At 64.6% G+C, this 17,954-nt stretch carries 16 protein-coding genes; 6 read left to right on the forward strand and 10 right to left on the reverse strand.

The genetic code is table 11. From position 1 onward, the window contains the following. Positions 1–4: 4 nt before the first annotated feature. Together ACF8NF_RS24440 and ACF8NF_RS24445 are read right to left on the reverse strand one after the other, a co-directional pair. Positions 5–778, reverse strand: coding sequence for an SDR family oxidoreductase (locus tag ACF8NF_RS24440; protein ID WP_016453872.1), 774 nt, complete (start codon positions 776–778; stop codon positions 5–7). 476 nt (positions 779–1,254) lie between these two features. Next, positions 1,255–2,499 (reverse strand): class I SAM-dependent methyltransferase, encoded by a 1,245-nt coding sequence (locus ACF8NF_RS24445; RefSeq protein WP_392451427.1) that lies wholly within the window; start codon positions 2,497–2,499, stop codon positions 1,255–1,257. A gap of 345 nt (positions 2,500–2,844) precedes the next feature. Here ACF8NF_RS24445 and ACF8NF_RS24450 point away from each other — a divergent pair, with 345 nt between their 5' ends. The 3 genes from ACF8NF_RS24450 to ACF8NF_RS24460 are packed head-to-tail and all read left to right on the forward strand — an operon-like array spanning position 2,845 to position 5,800. Next, the gene (locus ACF8NF_RS24450) at positions 2,845–3,672 is read left to right on the forward strand and encodes a hypothetical protein (RefSeq protein ID WP_313283608.1); all 828 of its coding nucleotides are present in this window, start codon (positions 2,845–2,847) and stop codon (positions 3,670–3,672) included. A 44-nt stretch (positions 3,673–3,716) separates the two neighbouring features. After that, on the forward strand, positions 3,717–4,649 hold the full coding sequence (locus ACF8NF_RS24455; RefSeq protein ID WP_392451428.1) for a DUF4349 domain-containing protein: 933 nt from the start codon (positions 3,717–3,719) through the stop codon (positions 4,647–4,649). Positions 4,650–4,702: 53 nt separating this feature from the next. Beyond that, positions 4,703–5,800 carry a DNA glycosylase AlkZ-like family protein gene (locus tag ACF8NF_RS24460; RefSeq protein ID WP_392451429.1) on the forward strand — a complete coding sequence of 366 codons (1,098 nt, stop codon included), beginning with the start codon at positions 4,703–4,705 and terminating at the stop codon, positions 5,798–5,800. Positions 5,801–6,046: 246 nt separating this feature from the next. Here the strand turns inward: ACF8NF_RS24460 and ACF8NF_RS24465 are convergent, their stop codons facing one another. The 4 genes from ACF8NF_RS24465 to ACF8NF_RS24480 all read right to left on the reverse strand — a co-directional run bounded on the left by ACF8NF_RS24465 (position 6,047) and on the right by ACF8NF_RS24480 (position 10,780). Beyond that, the gene (locus tag ACF8NF_RS24465; protein ID WP_046239758.1) at positions 6,047–7,039 is read right to left on the reverse strand and encodes a tripartite tricarboxylate transporter substrate binding protein; all 993 of its coding nucleotides are present in this window, start codon (positions 7,037–7,039) and stop codon (positions 6,047–6,049) included. A 199-nt stretch (positions 7,040–7,238) separates the two neighbouring features. Next, positions 7,239–8,006, reverse strand: coding sequence for an SDR family oxidoreductase (locus ACF8NF_RS24470; RefSeq protein WP_312840175.1), 768 nt, complete (start codon positions 8,004–8,006; stop codon positions 7,239–7,241). Next, positions 8,006–9,733, reverse strand: coding sequence for an acetolactate synthase catalytic subunit (locus ACF8NF_RS24475; protein WP_312840174.1), 1,728 nt, complete (start codon positions 9,731–9,733; stop codon positions 8,006–8,008). The genes ACF8NF_RS24470 and ACF8NF_RS24475 overlap by 1 nt, the downstream gene beginning before the upstream one ends. A gap of 90 nt (positions 9,734–9,823) precedes the next feature. Next, a complete protein-coding gene (locus ACF8NF_RS24480) occupies positions 9,824–10,780 on the reverse strand; it encodes an SMP-30/gluconolactonase/LRE family protein (protein WP_392451430.1) in 957 nt (318 codons plus the stop codon). A gap of 147 nt (positions 10,781–10,927) precedes the next feature. On the opposite strand from ACF8NF_RS24480, the gene ACF8NF_RS24485 reads away from it, so the two are divergent. Beyond that, on the forward strand, positions 10,928–11,641 hold the full coding sequence (locus tag ACF8NF_RS24485; RefSeq protein WP_392451431.1) for a GntR family transcriptional regulator: 714 nt from the start codon (positions 10,928–10,930) through the stop codon (positions 11,639–11,641). Positions 11,642–11,736: 95 nt separating this feature from the next. Here ACF8NF_RS24485 and ACF8NF_RS24490 read toward each other — a convergent pair whose 3' ends face one another. Both ACF8NF_RS24490 and ACF8NF_RS24495 read right to left on the reverse strand, forming a co-directional pair. Then, a complete protein-coding gene (locus ACF8NF_RS24490) occupies positions 11,737–12,681 on the reverse strand; it encodes a nucleotidyl transferase AbiEii/AbiGii toxin family protein (protein ID WP_046239761.1) in 945 nt (314 codons plus the stop codon). Beyond that, a complete protein-coding gene (locus tag ACF8NF_RS24495) occupies positions 12,674–13,300 on the reverse strand; it encodes a hypothetical protein (protein ID WP_227469602.1) in 627 nt (208 codons plus the stop codon). The genes ACF8NF_RS24490 and ACF8NF_RS24495 overlap by 8 nt, the downstream gene beginning before the upstream one ends. Positions 13,301–14,142: 842 nt before the next feature. On the opposite strand from ACF8NF_RS24495, the gene ACF8NF_RS24500 reads away from it, so the two are divergent. Together ACF8NF_RS24500 and ACF8NF_RS24505 are read left to right on the forward strand one after the other, a co-directional pair. Beyond that, positions 14,143–14,484 (forward strand): type II toxin-antitoxin system RelB/DinJ family antitoxin, encoded by a 342-nt coding sequence (locus tag ACF8NF_RS24500; RefSeq protein ID WP_392451432.1) that lies wholly within the window; start codon positions 14,143–14,145, stop codon positions 14,482–14,484. Next, entirely contained in the window at positions 14,453–14,806 is a 354-nt protein-coding gene (locus ACF8NF_RS24505) for a type II toxin-antitoxin system YafQ family toxin (protein WP_392451433.1), read from the forward strand. Before ACF8NF_RS24500 ends, ACF8NF_RS24505 begins: the two co-directional genes overlap by 32 nt. Positions 14,807–14,958: 152 nt before the next feature. Here the strand turns inward: ACF8NF_RS24505 and ACF8NF_RS24510 are convergent, their stop codons facing one another. Both ACF8NF_RS24510 and ACF8NF_RS24515 read right to left on the reverse strand, forming a co-directional pair. Then, the gene (locus ACF8NF_RS24510; RefSeq protein ID WP_392451434.1) at positions 14,959–16,023 is read right to left on the reverse strand and encodes a phage portal protein; all 1,065 of its coding nucleotides are present in this window, start codon (positions 16,021–16,023) and stop codon (positions 14,959–14,961) included. Next, a complete protein-coding gene (locus tag ACF8NF_RS24515; protein WP_392451435.1) occupies positions 16,020–17,948 on the reverse strand; it encodes a terminase large subunit domain-containing protein in 1,929 nt (642 codons plus the stop codon). The genes ACF8NF_RS24510 and ACF8NF_RS24515 overlap by 4 nt, the downstream gene beginning before the upstream one ends. Positions 17,949–17,954: the final 6 nt, after the last annotated feature.

Raw genomic sequence — 17,954 nt, forward strand, 5'->3', positions numbered from 1 at the left:
TGGCCTACTTGGTGGTGTAGCCGCCGTTGATCAGGATGGTCTGCCCGGTGATCCACCAGCCGTCGCTGACCAGGTGGCGGATAAAGGGCACCACGTCCTCGATATGCGTCAGCCCCGAAGGCGAGAACGGCGACAGCGCCGCCGCGCTCTTGTGATACGCCACGGCGTCCGCGCCTTCCTGGCCGTAGAAGAACGGCGTGTCCATGGGCCCCGGCCCCACGGCCGTGACCGAGATGCCCCGCGCCCCGAACTCCTTGGCCGCCGCCCGCGTGAAATGCTCCACCGGCGCCTTGGTGCCCGCGTAGGAGGAATAGAACGGCGTGAACGCGCCCAGCAGCGAAGTCACCAGGGTCACGATCTTGCCGTGGTCGTTGACGTGGCGCCCCGCCTCCTTGAGGAAGAAAAACGCCGACTTGCCGTTGACGGCAGCCATCTCGTCGTACTCCGCCTCGCTGATCTCCATCAGCGGCTTCTTGAGCACCTTGCCCACGGTGTTGATGGCAATGTCCGGCCGGCCCACGGCGTCCACAGCCTCTGCAAAAAGCCGCTCCACAGCGCCGGCACGGGTGAGGTCGCCCTGCAGCGCCACGGCTTCTGCGCCCAGCGCCCGCACTGCGGCCACCGTGGTCTCAGCCTCGGCCCGGGAAGACTCGCTGTTGTAGTGCACCACCACGGCCCGCGCGCCGTGCCCCGCCAGATCCCGGGCAATCAGCCCGCCCAGATTCTTGCCGCCGCCTGCAATCAGCGCCACCTTGCCGCGAATGGAATGGTCTGCCATGGAAACGCTCCTTGTGCTTGGATGAAGCACCCAGCTTAGGCAGCCAGCCCCCCGCGATAAACCCGCGCAGCCGGGATGGATCATCCAGAAAACCAGAACAATCAGCCGCGCTCAGCGGCCCCCTGCCCCGGGGCAGTCCGCTCCGCTCCCCCTCCCGTATGCCCGCGCCTGCGTCGTGGCGCTTGCGGGGTTGCAAGCCTGCCGAAGGACAGGCTTGCTTCGTGATCTGACTTGCCGCAGTTGTCTGAGCGGAGCGCGAAGCGCGCAGAGAGTTCTGCGGCAAACCCCGCAAGCGCCACGACGCAGGTTGCCCGCAGCGCAGCGGAGGGTCGCGGGCATTCGGGTCGCCTTCTTTGGCCTGACCTTTCTTGGCGAATCAAGAAAGGGCAGTCGGCCGCCGGGCCGAGACCCGGCCTCGAAAAAACACCCCCCGGCAGGGTCAAGAACAAGCTACACACCGCCCGTGTCCCAAGACATCAGGACAGCTCGCGCTCGTACATATACCGCCTAGACCAAGGCAACGAAGCAGCCCCCTGCCCCGCCCTCCGACAAACAACCTGAAAGATAGACACGTCATCGTGCTCAAACGCATAAGCACACCCCGCCAAATACACCCTCCAAATCCGAAACCTCTCCTCCTCCACCAACGCCCGAATCTCCGGCACACAAGCCTCAAACCGCTCCAGCCACAACTGCAACGTGCGCACGTAATGCCGCCGCAGCCCCTCCACATCCAGCACCTCCAGCCCCCCACGCTGCATGGCCTCCAGCGCCAGGCTCAGGTGGGGCAGCTCGCCATCAGGAAACACATAGCGGTCAATGAACGCACCGCCGCCCAACGCCGTGGCGCCCACGTCCGCATCGGTGGAGGTGATGCCGTGGTTCAGCGCCAGGCCGTCATCGGCCAGCAACTCGCGCATGTGCGCAAAGTACATGGGCAGGTTGCGGCGGCCCACATGCTCGAACATGCCGACGCTGGTGATGCGGTCAAAGCGCCCCTGCACGTCGCGGTAGTCCTGCAGGCGGATCTCGATGCGGTCGGCCAGGCCTGCGGCGCGCACGCGCTCGGTGGCCGCTTCAAACTGGTTGCGCGACAGGGTCACGCCCACGCAGTGCGCGCCAAAGTGCTGGGCCGCGCGCAGCACCAGGGCGCCCCAGCCGCAGCCGATGTCCAGCAGGCGCTGGCCCGGCTGCAGGCGGATCTTGGTGAGGATGTGGTCCAGCTTCTTGCGCTGGGCGGTGGCCAGATCCTCGTCGCCGTTCTCGAAGTAGGCGCAGGAATAGACCATGCCCTCGTCCAGCCAGAGGCGGTAGAAGTCATCGGACACGTCGTAGTGGTACTGGATGGATTCGCGGTCCGTGCTGCGGCTGTGCCTGAAGCGCCTTGCCGCGCGCGCCGCAAGCGCCAGCCGCCCCGGCCCCTTGCCCGTGCCCTGGGTCTTGGACATGCGGCGAGCCAGCGCATAGCCGAAGTCGATGATGTCGGGCAGGCGGCCGTCGATGTCGATCTGGCCCTTCACATAGGCCTGGCCCAGGTGGTCCAGGCTGGGGTCCAGCAGCAGCGGCAGGGCCGAGGCGCTGCGCACGGTGAGCGTGACGCGCGGCTGCTCGAAGCGGCCGAAGTCGAACTGCTCGCCATTCCACAGCACCAGCCGCGCCGGCAGATCGGCCCGCGCACGCACGGCCTCGGCCCAGCGCCTGAGCTTTTTGTCCCAGAACATCGTGCATCTCCCCGGGGCTAGCGGCGCCCCCCTTTTGACATGACCCGCATGAACCGCATGCAAAGCAAATGACGAGTCTTGCCGGTTCATGTGACGGCAAGACGTCAGCACGGCAGCCCGCGCCGGTAGCGGATCGATACAGACCCGATGGCGCCCACACCCCGCCAGCGGCCCGGCTTGGGGCACACTGGCCGGCGTTCCAATTGCCCCGGCGCGACGGCGCCTGCGACAGACCCATGCAAGCCCATGACCTGAGCATCGAACACTGCAACGAACAACGCAGCACCGGCGGCTATGGCCTGCCGGATTTCAGGAACCTGCCATCGAACTGGAGCCAGTGACGCCATGGCCATGACCCATACCCAGGCGCTGTCCAAGCTGGCCGCCGATACCCTTGTGCAGACCCTGGAGGAAGACGTGGCGCGCGTGATGGCGCGCACGTTTGCGCTGGGCCGGCACGATGCCGCTATCGCGGCCAACTACGGCGGCCATGCCCTGCCGCCCCTGCTGCGGCGCTGGAGCTGCGTGCTGCAGGCCGGTGATGCCAAGGCAACCGCCCTGTACCGGCACAAGACGGCGCTGGCCCTGGCCATCGTGCTGCACAGGAACGGCCTGGCCGACGCGGGCCTGAACGCGGCCGCGCGCACGGCCATCGATGTGCTCAATGCCGAGGTGGCGCTCAGCGATGACTTCTTTCGCAAGTCGGCGCAGATCCGCCAGGACTTCCTGGACACGCCGCCCGCGCCGCCCAAACGCTCGCCGGGCCTGCCCGACAGCCTGACCTTCTACCGCGCGGCCGACGTGGTGGCCATGGAGCTGGACGGGCGCTTCTACGCGCTGTACGTGCACGGCTGCGCCAGGACGAACCAGAGCCCCATCGTCGAGTTCTACGACGTGGTGTTCGACCACCTGCCGCAGATGGCGGAGCTGGCCGACGTGCGCGCCCGGGGCCGGCGATACAACGATGGCGTGGGGCGGATGGCGCGGTTTTCCATATCGGGCCTGAAGTTCCTGCCCGACCCGGCCGGGCAGTTCACCCTGGTCAAGGCCTGCGTGGAGACGCCACCGGACCCCGGCCATCTGCAAAAGGGCGACTGGCTCTACACGGTGTCCGACATCTTCGAGCTGCAGTCCGAGGTGGACTCCATGTTCGGCCCCGGCGGCAAGCCTTGAGCCCTGGCAGCGGCCTGTTCTTGCCTGTTTTCAAGAGGAAATTCATGACGCATCCCCGGCCTTCCACCCTGTCTTCCCGCATGGCCTTGCCGGCCGCGCTGGCACTGGCTGCCACACTGGCCCTTGCGGGCTGCAACCAGCGGCATGACACAGCAGCCATGGAATCTGCGCCCGCCCCCGCGCCCATGGCAGGCGGCGCCGGCATGAAGCAAGGCCGCGCCGCCACCGTGCAGGCCGAGGATGCGGCATCAGCCGCACCAGAGACATCGGCGCAGGACGAGATGGCACAGCGCTTCCTGGCCGTGCGCCAGGAGCTGAACGTGGAAGTGCCGCAGGCGCAGCTGGCCGATGCCTGGGGCCAGGTGCGCGACCTGTGTGCCACGCTGCGCTGCGAGCTGCTGTCGGCATCCCTTCTGCGCGAGACGCCCCAGCAGCCCGGCAACGCCATGCTGGAGATGCGCGTGGCGCCGGCCGATGTGCAGCGGCTGCTGGGCACGCTGGCCGGCGTGGCCACCATCGTGTCGCAGAACACCATCAGCGAGGACAAGACGGCCGAGGTGATCGACGTGGAGGCGCGCATCAGGAACCGTACCGAATTCCGCGACAGCCTGCGCCTGATGCTGCGCGACACCACGACCAAGCGCACCATGTCCGACCTGCTGGAGATACAGCGCACGCTGTCGGACACGCAGGCCGAGCTGGACGCCATGGCCGCCCAGCGCAAGGTGCTGGAGCAGCAGACCAGCAAGCAGCACATACAGATCCAGTTCACGCCCACCCGCGCCCTGGTGCAGGGCGGCACCAGCTACAGCCCCATAGGCCGCGCGCTGCGTGATGCCGGCCATGTGCTGGGCGAGAGCATGGCCGCGCTGATCACCTTCGTGGCGGCCGTGCTGCCCTGGCTGGTGCTGGTGGTGCTGCCGCTGGGCTGGGTGCTGCGCGCGCTGTGGCGGCGCAGGCGTGCCAGGAAGGCCTGAGCGGCACGGCAGGATCAGGAAGTACGGCGGCCCTGCCGTGCTCCAATCAAGCCATGCCCACCGAACCGAGCCTTGACGACCTGCGCCGCCATGCCGTGGCGCGCACCCTGTTCACGCCGACCACCCTGCCTGCTGCCATACAGCGCCTGGGCTTTGTGCAGGCAGACCCGATCCGCGCGCCGGCCCGGGCGCAGGACCTGACGCTGCGCCACCGCGTCAAGGACTACCGCGCCGGCGACCTGGAACGCCGCTACGCGCGCCTGCCGATCGACGAGGACTGCCTGGTCAACTACGGCTTTCTGCCCAGCGAGCACCTGGCGCTGATGCACCCGCGCCAGGCCCGCAAGGCCTGGGATGCCGAGACGCAGCGCAAGGCCGCCGAGGTGCTGGCCTTCGTGCGCGAGCGCGGCGCCGCGCATCCGCGCGAGGTGGAGCAGCATTTCTCGCACGGAAGCGTGAAGAACTACTGGGGCGGCTCGGGCAGCGCCAGCACGCAGTTGCTCGACGGCATGCACTATCGCGGCCTGCTGCGGGTCAAGCGCCGCGACAGCGGCACGCGCGTCTACGAGGCCATCGCCCATCCGCCGGCCGACGACAGCCCCGCCGCCAGCGCCCGGCGCGCCGCCGCGCTGATCGACCTGGTGGTGCGCAAATACGCACCGCTGCCAGCCCCCAGCCTGACCTACCTGGTGCGCCTGCTGGGCTACGGCGCCCCCCATCTGGCGCAACAGACCCAGGTGGCGCTGCGGCTGGCGCGCGAGCAGCTGGCAAGCTGCCGCATCGACGGAACCACCTGGTACTGGCCCGCCGACGAGAACCCACGCTCGCGCCGCCATGCCTTCGACGAGCGGCTGCGCCTGCTCGCGCCCTTCGATCCCGTGGTCTGGGACCGGCGCCGCTTCACGCTGCTCTGGGGCTGGACCTACAAGTTCGAGGCCTATACGCCACCAGCTCAGCGTCAGCTGGGCTACTACGCCCTGCCCATGCTCTGGCGCGGCCATGTGATCGGCTGGGCCAACCTACAGGCGCGCGACGGCCGGCTGGAGCCGTCATTCGGCTATGTGGCCGGCGCGGCGCCCGGCGATGCCGCCTTTCGCAGCGCGCTGGATGAGGAGCTGCAGCGCATGGAGCTGTTCCTGGCGCCGCGCTGAGATGCAGGCACTCGCCCCCTGCGCGCGGTGGACGTGATTGGGGGAACTGGTCAAGTTCACCCAGCTGACGCGCGAGACTGCACCGGACTGCACCGGCTTGACTGCTCAGGCTACCTGGTGGACCGATACAGCGAACGCAGGGATCGGGCGCGAGCGCTCCCTCGCCGACGAGCGGCCTTTCATGATCTTTCGGCACATGCTGCAGCAGTACCCGTGCATCAAGACCGGCAGGCCGCCGGACCGCCCTCAGTTCATGCGCGGCAGATTCGCTGCCTTGATGGCCGCGCCCATGGACTCATGGCCCTGGACCAGCTTCCTGCGGTATTCGGCGCCGGTGAGAGCTGCCGGGTCCACGCCCGCCGACTCGAAGACACGCGCGACCTGGGGACCTTCGGCTGCGGCCATGGCGACGCGCTCCAGCCTGTCGCGCAGGGCCGGGGGCACGCCCTTGGGGTAGGCCAGGCCGATCCAGGAGTCGATCTCCACGTCGTAGCCCTGCTCCCTGAGCGTGGGCACCTCGGGCAACTCCTTCCAGCGCATGGGGCTGGCGCTGGCCAGCAGACGCATTTTTCCGGCCTTGACGTGCTGGACGATGTCCGAAGGGTTCTGCACGATGACATCGACCTGCCCGCCGATCAGGCCGGCCACGGTCTCCGCGCCGGACTTGTAGTTGATCTCCTCGAACCTGCCGCCCGTCTTGCGCCCCAGCTCGTACATGGCCAGGTTGTTGGGCGCGGACGGCGCGCCGAAGAAGATGCCCTTGCCCTGGCGGGACGCGGCCACCAGGTCGGCCATGGTCTTGTAGGGAGAGTCCGCGCGCACGGCCACGCCATAGCGGTAGCGGGCCACGCCTGCGATGAAGTCGAAGTCATCGACCTTGTAGTCCACCTTCATGAGGTGGGGCGTGATGGCGATGGTCGAAAACGTCACCACGCCCAGCGTATAGCCGTCGGGCTTTTGCCGGGCCAGCGAAGAGACGCCCAGCGTGCCCTGCGCCCCGGCGCGGTTGTTGGGCACCACGGGCTTCTTGAGCAGGCCCTCCATGGCATTGCCGATGGCGCGCGAGGCCACGTCGGTATTGCCGCCTGCGCCGTAGTTGATGATCAGGGTCAGTTCCCGCTCGGGAAACGCGTCCGTGCCCTGGGCCAGCGCCGGGGCGCCGGCTGCGGCCGCCAGCGCTGCCGCGCAGAAGGCCGAAAGCAGGCATCTGCGAGATGCGGGGGATGGATATGCATGCATGGTTGTCTCTCGTTGCGATCTTGGGTTCTGTCGTCTTTGGAAGTCGTGCTTTCACGGTGCAGCGCACTACCCACTGACCGGGAAACAGGCACGCCCTGGAAGTGGGGGCACCGAGGAAGGGCAGCCCCGCACCGAGGATGCCGTCCCCCCCGCGAAGCGAGAGGGGGAGCGGCGCAGCCGCTCAGGGGGTCGTCCTTCCTCAATTCATGAAGAAGCCGCCGTTGACGTCGATCACGGCGCCATTGGTGAAGCCTGCGGACTCGCTGCACAGGTAGCGGATGGCAGCACCGACCTCGGCCGCCTCGCCCAGGCGCCGCACCGGGATCTGCTCCGCATAGCGGCGGTTGACCTCGTCGCCGGCCTGCTGCGCCATCGGCGTCAGAATGCGGCCCGGCGCCACGCAGTTGGTGGTGATGCCGTACTGGCCCATCTCCGAGGCGATGGAGCGGCTCAGGCCCAGCACGGCGGACTTGCTCAGCATGTAGGCAGGGCCGGCCACGATGGACTTGCCGCGCCCGGCCAGCGAGGACACGTTGACGATGCGCCCCCAGCCCCGCTGCTTCATGCCCGGCAGCGCCAGCTGGCACAGGCGCAGCATGGACAGCAGGTTGACGTCCAGGATCTGCTGCACCTCGCCCAGCCCCACTTCGAGGATGCCGTTGGACTGTCCGCTGGCGTTCTTGAGGCTGATGCCGGCGTTGTTGACCAGGATGTCCACGCCGCCGTGGCGCTGCACCATGTCCGCGACCACGCGCTGGCGGGCTGCCTCGTCGCAGACATCGAGCACCACGGCGCTGGCCCTGGCACGCAGCTCCTGCGGCACCAGTTCCAGGTCGGGCGCGGCCAGGTCGGCCAGCACCACCTGGCGGCCGTCGCGCAGCAATTCGATGGCGGTGGCCAGGCCGATGCCGCGTGCGGCGCCGGTCACCAGGGCCGTGCGGATGGGGAAGTTCTCAGGCGCGCTCATCAGTGGCTCTCCGGCGTGTAGAAGGTGATGGGGGGAAAGGCGTCTTCGGTGCACATGACCTCGATCAGCGTGGCCTCTTCGGCGGCCATGGCGGCGCGCAGCGCGGGGGCGATGGCATCGGCCGATTCCACGCGCACGCCGTGGATGCCGCAGGCCCGTGCGATGGCCGCGTGGTCCACGCCGCTGAAGTTCACGGCCGAGGTGTGCTCGCCGAACTTCACGTGCTCGGCATGCTTCTGGTAGCCCAGGATGCCGTTGTTGATGAGGACGGTGATGACCTTGATGCCCATGCGCCTGCAGGTCTCCATCTCCGACCACACATGGCCGAAGCCGCCGTCGCCCACCAGGCAGAACACCTGGCCGCCGTCCTGCGCCAGGCGCGCACCCATGGCCATGGGCATGCCCCAGCCCAGGCCCGCAAGGCCGCGCGGCGTGATGAAGCGCTGGCCGGCCCGGCGCGCGGTCAGGTAGTTGGTGACCCACAGCGTGGAGTAGCTGGCATCGGCCACCACGGTGTCCTCGGCGGTCAGCAGGGCGTCGAGCTCATGCATGATGCGTTCGGGCCGGATGGGTGCGGCGCTGGACAGGCGCACTTCGGCTGATTCCTGTCGGTGCCTTTCCCTGCCCTTGGCAATGCGTGCGGCCAGTGCAGCGCGCTGGCCGGTACGGGCCGAAAGATCCAGCGGCCCGGCGATGTCCAGCATGGCCTGCAGCGCCAGCCGCGCATCGCCCACCAGGCGCATGGCGTCGTAGTTGCGCCCTATCTCCTGGCCGTCGATATCGAGGTGGATGAATTGCGCATCGCGCGGGTACAGCGTCCAGCTGTCCGTGCCGTTCTGGTTGGTGCGGTTGCCGATCAGGAACACCACGTCGGCCCCGGACACGAAATCCTTCAGGTAGCGGCCCGAGCCATTGGGCCCCAGGCAGTTGGCGACCACGCCCAGCGACAGCTCATGCGTCTCGGCCACGGCACCCTTGCCCATGTTGGTGGTGGCCACGGGCAGGCTCAGCGCATCGGCAAAGGCGCTCAGTGCCTCGCTGGCACCCGAGATGTGCACGCCGCCACCGGCAACGATGACCGGCGCACGGGCCTGGAGCAGCGCGCCTACTGCCTGTTCCAGCAATTGCCGCTCGGGCACGGCGCGGTCCAGCGGAAAGCGGGCCAGTGCAGCGGGCCGGGGCACGCTGGAGGGCTGGGCAGGCTCGGTGAGCAGGTCGGCCGGCAGCATCAGCGCCACGGGGCCAGGCCGGCCGCTGCAGGCGGCGATGATGGCCTGCTCCACATAGTCCTCCACGCGCGATGCCTGGTCCACGCGCCGCACCCACTTGGTCACGGGCTTGAACAGGCCCATGTGGTCCAGGTCCTGGAAGGCGTTCCTGTCGGTCTGGTCGCGCGCCACGTCCTGCACCAGCGCGATGATGGGGATGGAGACCTTCAGCGCCTCGGCCAGCGGCGCCACCAGCAACGCTGCGGCCGGCCCGTTCTGCGCGGTGATCACGGCCGGCCTGCCGCTCATGCGGGCATGGGCATCGGCCATGTAGCCGCCCGCGTTCTCGGTGCGGTAGGCGATCTGGCGCAGGCCCAGTTCCTCGGCAGCCAGCACGAACATGCTGGGCAGGCTCTGCCCGAAGAACTGCGTGATGCCGTGCCGCTTCAGGACCCGGGCCACCAGGTGGCCTACGGTGTCCTGCTTGTTCAATCCAGGGTTGCTCAGGGGTTTCGACATGGGTTGCGGTTTCCGTTCAACAAAAAAAGGCGTAGCGGCTCCCTCGCCATGGCAATCGCCAGCGATATGGAAAGGGAAGCCAGGGGGAACTTATCTATTCAGGAAATTCAAAGGCAATCCAGGACACGGCCAGTCCAACGCCACCAGCCGCCCCGATGAAGACAGGGTGACGAAGGCGGTCTTCAGGTCTGGGCCGCCAAAGCAGATGTTGGTCGTCATGGGGTCGGGCAGCTCGACCCGGTGCAGCACCTGCCCGGCTGGCGAGACCACGGTGATGCCGCCCTCGCCCAGCGTGGCAAGGCAGATGTTCCCTTCGGCATCCACGGCCAGGGAGTCGATGTTCTGCATGCCCGGCAGGCGGCAGACCAGCCGTCCGCCATTGGGCGAATCGGGCCAGGGCCGGGCCAGGATGTGCCCGGGCTCGCCGATGTCGAAGGCCCACAGCCGCCCCGTGAAGGTCTCCGCCACATAGAGCGTCTTCTCATCGGGAGAAAGACCGATTCCGTTGGGCGACCACAGCGGGAAGACGGCCTCGCGGATGGCGCTGCCATCGGCCAGCGCGTAGCAGACGCCGCCCCGGTCCACCTCGCGCGGGCGCACCTTGCCGTGGTCGGTGAACCAGAACCCGCCATGCCGGTCGAAGACCAGGTCGTTGGGGCCCTTCAAGGGTCCGCTGCCGCTTTGCGTGTACAGGCATTCGACCTGGCCCGAGGCCAGATCCACGGCCTCTATGCGCCCGCCTGAATAGTCGTTGGCCTGGCCTATGGGCCGCAGTCCATGCTCCGCACTGCGGTGCCACTGGAAGCCACCGTTGTTGCAGATGAACAGCTTGCCGCCGGGGCCTATGGCGGCGCCGTTCGGGCCTGCGCCCAGGTGGACGAGCTGCCGCCTTGTGCCATCGGCCGTCACCCGGGTCAGCCAGCCGTTGGCGATCTCCACCAGCACGACCGATCCATCGCGCATGGCCACCGGGCCTTCGGGAAACTCCAGGCCGTCGGCCAGCTCACGAATCCTTGGTTCTGCTTTTTCCAACGTGTATGTCCGCATGCACCCTCCCTTAGATATGATGCATGATACTTGATGCATCAAACACCAATTACAGGGTTAGCCCTTGGCACAGCCACACACCGTGGCCATGAACAAACCGTCCTTCCCCGGGAGGTACCATTGCGCCCAAGCAGTTGCGGAGGCCCGATGTCCAGCGTTTTTTCACAGATCCGAACCAATCAGACCCTTGCCGAAAAAACCTACCTGCAGATCCGTGACGCCATCGTGAGAGGCCAGCTGCAACCCGCGCAGCGCCTCGTCTATCGCAGCCTGGCCGAAGAGTTCGGCATCAGCCCCACGCCCGTGCGCGATGCCATACAGCGCCTGGCCTCCGAAGGCGCCCTGGACCTGGACGACCGCGGCGTGGCCACCGTGCCCGTGCTCAGCGTGGAGCAGTACGTGGAAATCATCGCCCTGCGCATCGAACTGGAAGGCCGCGCCGCCGCAGCCGCCGCCAGCCGCCATCCGGGCAAGGACTTCATCGACACCCTCACCCGGCTGCACCAGGACCTGGAAAAATCCATCGCCGTGGATGACGACGCCACGCTGATCGCCAACGAGCGCTTCCACTTCTCCATCATCGAAGCCGCGCAGCAGCCCGTGCTGGCCAGCCTCATCGGCCTGCTATGGCTCAAGTGCGGCCCGTCCGTGCGCTACCTGTACCGGGGCACCTACGCCCGCGCGGCCGAACATCCGCACATCCGGCTGATCCATGCGCTGGAGCAAAGGGACGGCCCCACCGCCCGGCAGGCCGTGGTGCAGGACCTGCAAAGCGCCTGCCTGCATATCCTCAGGAAGATTGCGAAGGATGATGGGATGGAGTTTCCGCAGGAGTGGGTGGTGGCGGGGGTGCGGGGTTAGAGAACACAGAGGCTTGCCAGTCAGGCAGGCGGGCCATCCCTATGCAAGCCCATGAGGACTATTGAGTCCTTTTTCATCAAGGTTTCCTGTGCCCATCACAGCACATGGATGTGCTCGCGGATGCGGGCCAGAAGAAGGTCGAAATCCGGCTGTCCTTGGTAGTACAAGGCCCGTGTCTTGCGGTACTCCTGCGCAAAACGGTCGCATTGAGCAGCATCGGCCAGCACAAATGCCGGGTTGAGGGAGATGGCCAGCTCATCTCCGGAACGGAACCGCTCGATCTTGCGTTGCTGATAGGCCGGTGTTCCGATGAAGCCCTGCACTTCCTCCATGCCCAGGAGGCAATACACATCGTAGTAATGCCGCAGGAAGTTGGCAGGAAATGCCCGGCTTGCATCCAGCCTGCGGTACTTGGTGGAGATGGTCTGCAATTTTTCGACGAAAGTGTGCGTCGGTGCATAGCAAGGCACATTCACCGCACGGTTGTCCCGCAGCGGGATATCGCGCCCCATGGCAGCCTCCAAGGCCCACGAAGAGATGGTCACTGCGCGATTGGGTGCCGTGTCATCGAATCCCAATTCCAACAGGATGCCGTCCTTGATCCCCGCAAGCGCCGCCGTTCTTGGCGTGTAGATCAACCGGATCCCGGCGCTGCGCATCTTGTCATCGTCAAACAGGCGATCCCGCTGAACTTCGACCACACCGGGAATGCAGATGGTTTGCGCGAGCGCGTCGTAATAGGCTCGCCGTGATTCGACGTGAGCGGGCTTGTCGTGATTGCGGCCTGTCTTGACGTCCATTCCTTGCGGCGGGTCGATGCGGATATCGATGTCTTCGGAAAAACGATGGATGACACCGAAGCCCTTGGACAGCGATGTGCCGCCCTTCAGCTCGAACCGCAGCCCCTGGGCCTGAAGACCCCAGAGGCAATGCATGATCCAGTAGTCTTTTTCCACCAGCACAGGAGCCAAACCACGCTCGTCGGCCACCAACGCGAGGAGTTGGTCGAAATCCCTGCGCTCGTGAAGAAAATCAGCCACCGCTCCACTCCCTCAAGATTTTTCGGGTAGCCGCGTTGGCATAGCGCTCAATCGCCCGGCGCAGGCGCTCGGCATCAAAGGACGGCATCTTTTTGCGCGCCTGCCCAAGAACCAGTTCCCCATCTTCAGCCAGCTCATCCAGGTTGTTGAGCAAGTCCACGAACAGGAACTCGGGGCTGAGTTTCTTTGGAAAACGGGGCTTTACCCGAAAGTCGAAATCACGATTGCCTAACCGAAAGATGCCGTGCCGCTTGCGGTTGTAGACCCAGGTGCTGTTGTACAGCTGCGTGGTACCGACACCCACCGCATTGAAGGCGGAAGGCGAAAACAACAGGAAATCGCTGTCCCGCAGAAAGCTCTGGACCACTTGATCGTCAGCAGGTGGCAGCGGCCCGAAATCGGACTGCTTGGGTGCGTGATACAGCCCTTGCGCCAACTTCTTCAATCTTCCGCCAGCCACCAGCTCACTCAGATGCCGGTCTACCGCCGTGGAAAGCGGTGCCAGGTCTTCGCGTCGGTACACGCCACCAGGGCGCAGCTCTTCCGCCAGGAGTGCAGCACCTCCCCGCAAGGGTTCAGCAGAAGAACGGCCGACACGCATGATGGCTGGATTTTTCATTGAAGTTTCATGCATCCTATCACCGGCAGGCGATTGAAAGCATTCGCAATTCCACCCGTTGCTCTGCAGTGGCACGGCCACGAACACCATCCCCAAGCCCCGCTCAACACCCCGTGGAATAATGTCCCCCTTCACCGGCATCGCGCCCACCTCTGACTGAGGTGGCCGAAGGCGGCAAGTACCCTACAAGAACATTCGCGCCTTCCTGCGGCCCCGCGCCATCCAGGCAGGCCTTGCCCGGCACCTTCGCGCCGCTGCAACCTGTTGATTCCCAAGCCAATGAGCGACCTCTCGCAAAGCACACAGCCCTCTCCGGCCCCTGATCTGTCGGCGCACACGCCCATGATGCAAGGGAGCAATGCCATTAAGCAAGCTCCCCGCTGCTGGCAAAAGTTACGCTAAAAACTACGCCGCCTACGAAAACCATGCCCGCGTCAGCGGGCTTTTTTCATAGTTGTTTGAACAACGGGCGGCCATCTCCTTGCAACGAAAGCAAGACGACGCTCAGCGCCCCCTCTCAGAACAACAAGCTACAAACGTCCTCAGCCCTCCACGACACGCACCTCGCACAAAAGTGCTCAAAAGTGACACAAACGTGGCACATTCCACAAAAGACGTGCTATAATCCAATCATCGCGACATGTTGTGGCTAGTGTTACCTCTCCCGTGCGTTGCGATGGCGTGTGTCCACGGGCAAGAGAAAATTTAATGGAAACCAAAATTGTCAGATAGTGAAGAGCTCAAAAACTGCGGCGTGACCCAAGCACGTCGGGATCCCGGTTTTAGAGTTCGCACAGAGCCCCTAGTAATTTTGCAACGGGGTGTTCATAAAGGAGCGAAAAATGACTACCGATATTAAAAAGGTAATAGTCAAGGCAACCAACATTAGAAGCGAATCTAGTACTAGTTTTTTAAGAATGCGGATTGATGAAGATTTAAAGGAACAGGCCGAGATCGCATTGCGTGATATGGGTTTGGATGTAGCTGACGCTGTTAAGGTTTTTTTGCGTCGAGTTGTAGCCGAACGAAAGATGCCTTTTGATATTTACGCCGTTGTCACTCCGATGGAGAAGACGAGGCGAGCAATGATGGAAAGCCGTGCCATCATCCATAGTAAGAGTGCACGATTCGGCGGTGCACAGGAGTTTATCGATGACCTCGAAAAAAGGAGCGCCTTCCAATAAGAGCGCTGAAACAAAAAGGGGATTAAATTTGCCCCGAATTGCTGACTACAGTCAGGATTTCCTGAAGGACTATCGCAAGGCAGTCCATTCGGGAATGGTAGATATGTCTCGGGTAAATGAGGCGATAACAGTAGTGATCGCCAATGATGGCCCCATCAACCCCGAGTGGAACGACCATGCATTGAAGGGAAGCATGGATGGATATCGAGAACTACATGTTAAGGGAGACTTATTGCTCATCTACGAGGTAGGCGAAGGACCCAAGAAAAATACAGAGACTGTGGTCTTTGTCCGACTCGGTACGCATTCTGAATTGTTCTAGGCTGTTCACCGAAAAACAGAAAACTCCATGAACATCCTGGTGGGATGAAAAAAAAGGCGCTTCAAAGCGCCTTTTTTCACATTATTCTCGATACTTGGAAGCTGTTTTTCTGGTGGACACCTTAAAGATTGCTGTCATCGCCACCAAGCAGCTCACCGTGAAGAACTCGTTTCGTCTTCCTCGAGCGAATACGGCAGAAAGCTGCATACAGCCTTCCCCGCCCATGCGTTGAGTTCATCCTTAATGCGCGACTGCAGCGGCCGGATTTCGTTGCGAGCGAACACCTTTGCGGCTTTCTCCACATCCCCGAAGCCGCCCACGTTGTTCGGTGCCATCCCCATCAGCTGGGGCGGCACTCGGTGCGCGGCCAGCACGTCATCCCTGCTGCTGGCCTTTATGTTGACGAACTCATCTTTGGCGGCCACCTCGCTGATGGGAATCAGCTTGATGCCATCGGCCTTGCCGTTGGGCGCGTAGTAGAAGAGATTCTTGAAATTGCCCACGCCCTTGGACTTGATGAGCTGATCGCGCATTGCCTCGATGTCTTCCTCATGCTGGGCGGGGTCCGTCACATAGAGGATGAAGCCAGCGTGCGAGCCGTTGGCGTAGTAGCGACGGCGGAACAGCGTGGCGGCCTCGTTGAGCAGGGCCGACTGCACGGCGCCCAGGTACTGCGGCAGGCCGTATACCTCCTGATGAATGTCGGGCTCCCGCAGGTGGAAGACCTGGCCAGCCGGGAATTCGTGCTCGTTCTGAAAATCGCTGATCTGGAAATATTGCCCGGCCTCTTTGCCGCGCCGCATGTACTTGCCAAGTGTGTGCTCCAGCCGGAGCAGGCTCCCCACCAGATTGCGCCGGCTTTCGAGATAGCCATTGCCCAGCGTGAGGTAGTCCAAGGCGAAGGCCTGGAAGGCGCCGGGCGATAGATACGGCGACGGCACCAGCGTGCTGGTCAACACGTTGACCTTGAAGCGGATGGCGGACTCATGATGGGCACCGACGCGAAGCATGCGCGCCAGATCAGCAAAGCTGACAGGCGGCTCGTACCAGCGGCCGTTATCCATGCACTCGATGTATTCGAGGATGGAGGCGCGCCCGCCCACCACTGGCTCAGGATCGCCAAAGGTGAACATCACAGAGCGCGCGGCGCCTGGGGGCGCGGACTCGCCGGCTGCAGTGCTGCCGGGCGCTGCGCTGGCCTGGGGGGCTTCTGTCATTCGGATATCTCCACAAAAGATTGCGAGAGCGTGGAGCCGGCGAACTCCGTCCCCTGCTCCAGTGGTTCATTGGAAAGGGCATTCATGGTTGCCCACGCCAGGTCGCCGTGGCCGGTCTGCTCCGAACGGCCGCTGCTGTAGGTGATGGAGCGGCCCGTGGGCGTCATCTCCTGCTTGACCGACATGAAGCTGGCGGCCATTTCCTTGTCGTCCTGGTCGAACTCCAGACGGCCGGCGCGCAGCACGGTCTGGGCCTTGAGCACCAGCAGGATCTTGGCTTCGAGGCTGTAGCGCAGGCCGCGCACGGCGGGAAAGAACTTACGCACAAGCTGGTAGACGCCCTGCCCCATGCCGGTTGTGTCGATGGTCATCTTCTCGACGTTGAACTGCTGGCAGATGCGCTGGATTTCCGCCGCCTGGTCCTCGTACTCCATCTTGTGCATCTGCTTGCGGTACAGGACGCGGAACTTGCCGCCGGGCTTTTCAGGCGGCGCCAGGACCACCAGCGCGGCCTTGTCGCCGGTATGGCTGGGGTCATATCCAACCCAGACGCCTTTGTGCCCAAAGGGCCGCTGCGTGAAGGCCTTGAAGTCCTTCCATGCCTCCCAGGGGTCCACCATGCCGCGCTGGAGCAGCGACAGCGGAAACACGGCCAGCGCGTCATCCATGAACTGGCACAGGTACAGATTGGCGAAGACAGTGGCGGCCTTGGTGGAGCGCAGGTTCTCGATGTCGAACAAGGTGCAGCCGCCGCGCTCGGCATCCTCGACCGTGACGATGTGGCGCCAGATGCCGTCCGCGCCTCGAAAGCCATTGGCCAGGTGCTCATGGCGCAGGTCGATGTCCAGCTTGCGGTCGGTGATGTGCGAGCCGTTCCACAGCGCATAGGCCTCATGCTGCAGGCTGGAGGGCGTGCTGAAATACGTCAGGCGCCATTGCTTGTGCGACGACATGCCGCTGGCCACGTTGTTCAGCTCGGTGAAATTCGTGGTCCAGAAATATTCATCGAAGTACAGATTGCCGTGGTAGCTCTGGGCCGTGCGCGAGTTGGTGCCCAGGAAAATCAGCTCGGCCCCATTGGGCAAGATGATGGGATCGCCTGTGAGCGTGACACCAATCTCTTTCTTGACGAAAGCGATGATGTAGTTGCGGAACACATGGGCCTGGTTCTTACTGGCCGACAGGAAAATCTGATTGCGCCCCGTCTGGAGCGCATCAATCAGCGCCTCGCGCGCAAAGTACCAAGTGGCGCCGATCTGCCGGCTCTTGAGGATCTGCCGGGTGCGCTCCATGGCTGCGCCCCACCAGGTGCGCTGGTAGTCGAACAGCGAATCGAGGAAGGCTTTGCAAAGCACGTCCACCTGCTCGGGCGTGATGGCGTTCTTTTCCGGCTTCCTCTTCGGCCCGGCATTGCGCAGCTCGATGTTGGGATTCAGATCCCGTTCGCGGCCTGTCTCCCCGTACTTGTCGATACGCGCCAGGCGCTCCATCTGCCGCGTGAGCAGGTCGATTTCCTTGAAGTCGCCGCCGGTCTTCTGGTCCTTGGCGATGAGCGAGACCAGACGCGACTCCAGCGTGCCAGCCACACGGTCAACGGGCTTGGCCTCTTCCCAGCCATCAGCGCGCGACCAGCCGATCAGCGTGGTGCGCGGCACGCCCAGCCGTTCGGCGATATGCGTGAACTTCCAGCCCATCCAGAACAGCGCCCTCGCTTCGCGGCGCACCCCGGCGCCGCCGTCCACGGGACTTGACGGGCCAGCCGGCAAACCCGAGCCCGCCGCTGTGGGCAAGCCATCGAGGCCAAAGGGCAGAGGGTTGTCGGCCTGCTTGGTGGGCTTCTTCGCGGCGGTCTTGGCGGGCGCCTTCTTGGCCGATGCCGCTGCGCGATGCGGCGCCGGCCTGGCGCGTTTTGCAGTGCTGGGCATGACTGG

Origin of the sequence: Delftia sp. WSY_22 (assembly GCF_043104185.1) — a bacterium.
Taxonomy (GTDB): Bacteria; Pseudomonadota; Gammaproteobacteria; order Burkholderiales; family Burkholderiaceae_C; genus Comamonas; species Comamonas tsuruhatensis.

What these genes read in the sequence shown, in the direction of transcription:
- ACF8NF_RS24440 (WP_016453872.1), bottom strand. Translation starts at nt 778, where the DNA reads ATGGCAGACCATTCCATTCGCGGCAAGGTGGCGCTGATTGCAGGCGGC.
- ACF8NF_RS24445 (WP_392451427.1), bottom strand. Translation starts at nt 2,499, where the DNA reads ATGTTCTGGGACAAAAAGCTCAGGCGCTGGGCCGAGGCCGTGCGTGCG.
- ACF8NF_RS24450 (WP_313283608.1), top strand. Translation starts at nt 2,845, where the DNA reads ATGGCCATGACCCATACCCAGGCGCTGTCCAAGCTGGCCGCCGATACC.
- ACF8NF_RS24455 (WP_392451428.1), top strand. Translation starts at nt 3,717, where the DNA reads ATGACGCATCCCCGGCCTTCCACCCTGTCTTCCCGCATGGCCTTGCCG.
- ACF8NF_RS24460 (WP_392451429.1), top strand. Translation starts at nt 4,703, where the DNA reads ATGCCCACCGAACCGAGCCTTGACGACCTGCGCCGCCATGCCGTGGCG.
- ACF8NF_RS24465 (WP_046239758.1), bottom strand. Translation starts at nt 7,039, where the DNA reads ATGCATGCATATCCATCCCCCGCATCTCGCAGATGCCTGCTTTCGGCC.
- ACF8NF_RS24470 (WP_312840175.1), bottom strand. Translation starts at nt 8,006, where the DNA reads ATGAGCGCGCCTGAGAACTTCCCCATCCGCACGGCCCTGGTGACCGGC.
- ACF8NF_RS24475 (WP_312840174.1), bottom strand. Translation starts at nt 9,733, where the DNA reads ATGTCGAAACCCCTGAGCAACCCTGGATTGAACAAGCAGGACACCGTA.
- ACF8NF_RS24480 (WP_392451430.1), bottom strand. Translation starts at nt 10,780, where the DNA reads ATGCGGACATACACGTTGGAAAAAGCAGAACCAAGGATTCGTGAGCTG.
- ACF8NF_RS24485 (WP_392451431.1), top strand. Translation starts at nt 10,928, where the DNA reads ATGTCCAGCGTTTTTTCACAGATCCGAACCAATCAGACCCTTGCCGAA.
- ACF8NF_RS24495 (WP_227469602.1), bottom strand. Translation starts at nt 13,300, where the DNA reads ATGAAAAATCCAGCCATCATGCGTGTCGGCCGTTCTTCTGCTGAACCC.
- ACF8NF_RS24500 (WP_392451432.1), top strand. Translation starts at nt 14,143, where the DNA reads ATGACTACCGATATTAAAAAGGTAATAGTCAAGGCAACCAACATTAGA.
- ACF8NF_RS24505 (WP_392451433.1), top strand. Translation starts at nt 14,453, where the DNA reads ATGACCTCGAAAAAAGGAGCGCCTTCCAATAAGAGCGCTGAAACAAAA.
- ACF8NF_RS24510 (WP_392451434.1), bottom strand. Translation starts at nt 16,023, where the DNA reads ATGACAGAAGCCCCCCAGGCCAGCGCAGCGCCCGGCAGCACTGCAGCC.
- ACF8NF_RS24515 (WP_392451435.1), bottom strand. Translation starts at nt 17,948, where the DNA reads ATGCCCAGCACTGCAAAACGCGCCAGGCCGGCGCCGCATCGCGCAGCG.